Origin of the sequence: Alloyangia pacifica (assembly GCF_900116195.1) — a bacterium.
Lineage (GTDB): Bacteria > Pseudomonadota > Alphaproteobacteria > Rhodobacterales > Rhodobacteraceae > Salipiger > Salipiger pacificus.
The window spans coordinates 1-4928 of record NZ_FOZW01000033.1; the positions used below are offsets into that span (position 1 = coordinate 1).

1 protein-coding gene and 4 pseudogenes are annotated in these 4928 nt (G+C 58.2%); 3 read left to right on the forward strand and 2 right to left on the reverse strand.

Annotated features, from left to right (window positions below; all coding sequences use genetic code 11):
- From BM397_RS28740 to BM397_RS28745, 3 genes and pseudogenes are all read left to right on the forward strand, one after another.
- Nucleotides 1-360 (forward strand): annotated as a pseudogene (locus BM397_RS28740) (IS3 family transposase); the annotation flags it as partial.
- Nucleotides 361-378: 18 nt separating this feature from the next.
- Nucleotides 379-522: pseudogene (locus BM397_RS29895) on the forward strand (integrase core domain-containing protein); the annotation flags it as partial.
- A 1141-nt stretch (nt 523-1663) separates the two neighbouring features.
- Nucleotides 1664-3142: a hypothetical protein gene (locus BM397_RS28745; protein WP_143187090.1), complete on the forward strand. Its 1479-nt coding sequence runs from the start codon at nt 1664-1666 to the stop codon at nt 3140-3142.
- Nucleotides 3143-3208: 66 nt separating this feature from the next.
- Here BM397_RS28745 and BM397_RS28750 read toward each other — a convergent pair.
- Nucleotides 3209-4098 (reverse strand): annotated as a pseudogene (locus BM397_RS28750) (IS5 family transposase); the annotation flags it as partial.
- A 289-nt stretch (nt 4099-4387) separates the two neighbouring features.
- Nucleotides 4388-4569 (reverse strand): annotated as a pseudogene (locus tag BM397_RS30120) (hypothetical protein); the annotation flags it as partial.
- Between the last annotated feature and the right edge of the window lie 359 nt (nt 4570-4928).

The following is a 4928-nucleotide window of genomic DNA, read 5'->3' on the forward strand; positions in this document are numbered from 1 at the left end:
AGTTCACAAGCATGGACTGGGCGTTCGCGGGGTCGCTCGGACCTGTGGCGCTCACCCGCTCACTCCTGAAAGCCCACGACCTCGAGCATTCCATGAGCCGACGCGGCAGTTGCCACGACAACGCGCTCGACCATTGTCCTCGGACCAATGGCGGACAAGGTCTCGCCCGAGAGCTTCTTCAACCTCCTCAAGCGCGAGAGGATCAGGCGCCGCACCTACCGGACCCGCCAAGAAGCGCGGCGGGACGTGTTTGACTACATCGAGATGTTCTACAATCCAAAGCGCAAGCACGCGCGCAACGGAATGCTGTCGCCCGACGACTTCGAGCAGCAGCAGAAACTGAGACATGAGGGCGTCTAAGAAACTCGGGGCCATTCAGTCTTCTGCTCGTTGAGGGCGGCGCAAATCCTCATCGAAAGAGGGCGAAAACACCACAACATGGACCGGCCGCTTAGTGCCCTCGGATATCGGGCGCCGGCGCCCGAGGTCTTCATTCCAGTTGAGCGAAGGCCGACCATGCATAAGCATTTAACCCGGACCACTCGCTGGGGTCAGCTCAGTCGAACGCGTGATGACCGGCAACGCCAGCGCCTACCGCTCGCGGCGGTTCCGCAAGGCGCTGCGCCGGCTCTTCATCCGCCGCATCTACACGCGGCCCTACACCCCATAGAAAAACGGCAAGGCCGAGCGGTCATCCAGACCCTTCTTCGCGAATGGGGCTACGGTCTTGCACACCCATTCTCAAAGGTGCGCAACGCCGACCTGCCGCGCTGGCTTGACTGGTTCAACCGCTCAAGGCCACATCCACCCCTCAATGGACTGCCTCCGCTCGCGGTGCTGAACAACCTTGTGAGAAACCACAGCTAGGGCAGCCCTTATCACGAGGTTCTGCACCCTGGGCCGCGTCGATCCAACCGAGACCAAAATTTGGACGAGAAGCGAGGCGAAGTAGGAAATTTGCCGTTTTTTTAACCGACGGCGGTGATGAGCCTCGGAGCTTACCAAATCTACTAACGCTTTAGCCGATAATATCTTATCCTATTCTTTATATAAGTGAATATTTCTGAAATCATCAGTGCGTACGCGCACCTAAATAATCCCAGTGAATGGTCTCGGAGTTATATAACGATTTTGTCCCAAATCTTGACCGGATATCGTTGGGTGGCGACAGGCCCTTCGCTAGGTATTAAGGTGCTGGTCGTCCATCGATTGGATTTGTATGCTCCTTTTCGCTAACAAGAATCGGGTATCCAGGCTGCTGTCCGTTCTGCTGTGAATGATCGCAGGCCGCAGCAGAAGCTACATCTACTAATTTTCGAAGGAAAACTTCGCCGCGGATAGTTTCAAATTTCTGGATTGCTTCGCCGGTAACTTGGTGGGTCTTCTAATTGTTTAATCAGCCTTATCTGTTAATTGAACGGCGAAGATTGAACCCGCTCAAGAGACCTGCAGGCGCACTGACGTAAATTGCTGTGCCATACCATAGATTTCACTAACACCCGCAAGGTGATGCGCTCGAAGCAAATGTTATCGATTGTGATGGATTTCATCTCCGCAAAAGCCAAGATCTTATCGAAGGCCCGACAACTCAATTTCCAACTGCCGCGCTGATACCGAAGGTGTGGATGAGCGTAATTGCAATGCAGCAATGGGGAGTGCAGAGGTGAGGGATGTCACGGGAATTATACATAAGGCAAGTGCAGGCGTTCTTTCACTGCCTGACACCTTCGTGCGCGCGATTTTTGTAATCACAATAGCCCATCAAATGGGGCTCGCAATAGCCGCACTTTATTTCGGAAGCATGAACTTCGCTGACGGAGCTTTCTTTTCCTTCATCATCGCTGCCAACGAGCCATGGGCCCTGCATTGGAGCGATTTTGTTGCGCGACTCACTGCATATTTTATGACTGCAGCCCCAACACAGTTAGTCGCCGACGTCTTCGATTTGTCTGGGCCGGTAATTTCGAAATTTTACGGATTCTTATTTTATATACTGATTTGCGTGCAGCATGTGCTTATCGCGCGTCTCGGTTGGCGGCACAATACGCGGTACCTGATCCTTCCAGTGGCCTCCTATCTGTTTGGCACAGGGCTCAGCTTCGGCTTCCCCTCGGAGTTGCAGTTGGGGATAGGTTTCTTCTGGCTGGCGGTATTCCTACTGTTAAGCGGTCGCAGAGTGCTGATCGGTTTGAGTGTGCCGAGCGCTTTTCTGATGCTATTCTCGCACGAGGTTGGGGCCTTTGGCCTGCTGATCATAGCCGCCCTGACGCTGCGCCTGCCAACGTTGCCGCGGGTCGAACGGCTGGGGCTCCTACTTTGCCACGCATCGCTTCTGGGGACCCTCGTTTGGATTAAGTTCTCCGGATTGAGCCCCGGTGCCAATGGCAACGCGATCTTCATTCTGGACCCCAGGCGCATTGTCAAAAATCCGTCGCTTTGGGCGCTTGGTCTCGCGATGCTGGCAGCTACGGCGGTCTTTCGAGTGTCGCCGCTTCGCATGAGCGCCAACCTTCTCACCGCAACATTTATTGGCGTCCTGATCCCTCTTCTCATGGCTCAGAATTTCAACTTCCTGATCGGGCGCTACGGATCAGCCCGGTCATTGATGGCGGTCATGATGCTAATTACGCCGCTGCCGCTAATGTTCTGGCTCCCTCCCAATGCCGTGCCTCGATCCACGGCGGTCAGCACATCGCTCATCGCTACAGTCCTGGCGGCGGCTCTAGGTGCCAGCATTGGGTCCAATCTGTCGCAAATTCGCGAATGGCACACAAATTATTCGGTGGCGTCTGCGTATTTTAATTCAGGCCAAACAGAAGATGGCACGCCTGAATTAGTCAATCTCTCGGCTTTGGAAGCGGAGGCACCCGAGGTGCAGCGCGCTCTGACCCGACTTGGCCTCGGCACCTCGTGGACCTGGCCCTTTTTAGCGTTTATGAGTACGCTGGACTACCGGCCGAGCCGCATGGTTGTTAACGATCGCTTAGGAAACTCCATGTGCGATTCCAGCGCGCTATTCCCGCAAGAAGGCTCGCCAATTCCGAAGGAACATCTGGAGAAAATCCGCGCGCACATCTGCGCGCTAGACAAGCCTGCAGGTCATATTGGCCTCATCGAAAGACTAAGGCGTAAGCTGGGCTAGTGGGATGTGCCGGGCGTTGTTGCAGGAGGGCGGCCCAGGGCGTGGGTGGCCCTTTCGCGTTCAAGCTCAGGCCACGCGGACGATCTCGGCAGTGCCGAGCGCGTCGAAATGATTGATAAGGGCGAGCCGGATGTGGATTTCGCCGGTTTGGCGATCGGGACCCCTCGCCGTGATGCGCTCACCGAAAGCCTTCAGGCTCGCATCTTGGCCTGCACGCGGCTCTGGGGCGTAGTATCCGGTCCACCGCGTCCCGAATGCCCGTCCGTATTGACGCGTGGCGCGCAGGGTTTCGTTGCGCGCCTTGGCAGCCGGGCAGTTCTCTTTTCGGGCGCGACCGTTCCTTCGGATCGGTTTGATTGCCTTACCGCCGCGTGCGATGACGGTGCCGCGGCAGCGGCGAGTGTCGTAGGCGCCATGCGCGGTCACAGTTCCGATGTCCTCGTCCTCGGGGACCTGGCCCAACAGGTCCGGTAGGGCGGGGCGGTCGCCTTCCCGGCCGGGGGAGAACGCGACGGCCCGGATGTCCGAGGTGGCGGTGTCCATGGGCAGATCCACCTTGGCCATTGGCGGCGGCCCTGAGCGCCATGCCTGCGGTCTCGCCATTCTCCGTCGCCGAAGAGCTTGATGCCGGTGCTGTCCACCAAAAGGTTCAGTGGCCCGTCGGGACGGCGCTACAGGTACTGGACCTTTGCACCTTGAGGGTCTTTCGACTGCGTCGAGTAGTCGGGAAGGGGCCAGTCCAGCCCGGCCAAGCGCAGGAGGCTCGCGACCATCCCTGCGGTCCGCCTGAGCGGCAGCTTGAACAGAACCTTGATCGACAGGCAGAACAGGATCGTGGCATTCGCATAGACCGGCGGGTGTCCTTAGCGTTCCTCATTCGGTGTGTGCCAGGCCATCTCCTTGTCCAGCGCGATCAGCAGCGACCGACTCTTCCTGAGCGCATCGTTGTAGGTGGCCGGAAGTCCGAGCCGCGTCGTTCCGCGCTACAGCCAAACCGGCAAGCTCCCACTCTCATGCAAGATCCGGAGCGGCACGAGCGAGCGGTTTCGAAACCAGCCTGCCACACGCTCGGGATCGCACGGGCAAGCGCCGCGCGTGATCGTCGTGCCATCACGATCCACAACACAGATCGAAATCACTTTCAGCGAAACATCCAAACCCGCATGGTATTCCATAGGAGTTTTCCTCACGGCTGTGGCCCATGTGGCCAACATACCGGACCTCGCGCGCCCCCGGAGAGCGGCCGCCGCAATCAAACCATGTCTTGTGGGGGGGGCCATGTTCCTTGGGCGTATCGCTCAGCGCAATCCAATGCGATTGATGTAGGTATCTCCGCTCAGGACACGCTGATCGTCGACGCGCGGCTTGCCGTGGCTCTTCGGGAAGTAGGGCTGACTCGGTCCTGACTCGGGGCCGGGTGTGGACAGGCTTGTTGATAACCCTGTGCGTGCCGCAAGATGTGGGTTTTGGGGCGTCTGGCGGACGCGGGGGAAGGCGCGCGGGGCGGCGGGGATGCGCAGAAAATTGCAGGTGTAAGTCATTGTTTATAGGATGGTTTGCGAGTTTTTTCGAAAAACCTTCGCACATCCCGGAAAATCCGCTTGCAGCCCCCCGGCACTGACCGTAAAAGCCCCTTCACCGGCGGCGCTGAGGCGCACAACGGGACGCCAGACGGGGCGGCGGCGGAGACGCCAGCGCAGACGAGGCGGTAAGAAATTCGAGAGACGGGCAGGCGGGCGCGCCGGAAGTTAGGGCGCACTGGTCTTGTTTTGTCTCTCACGCTCTT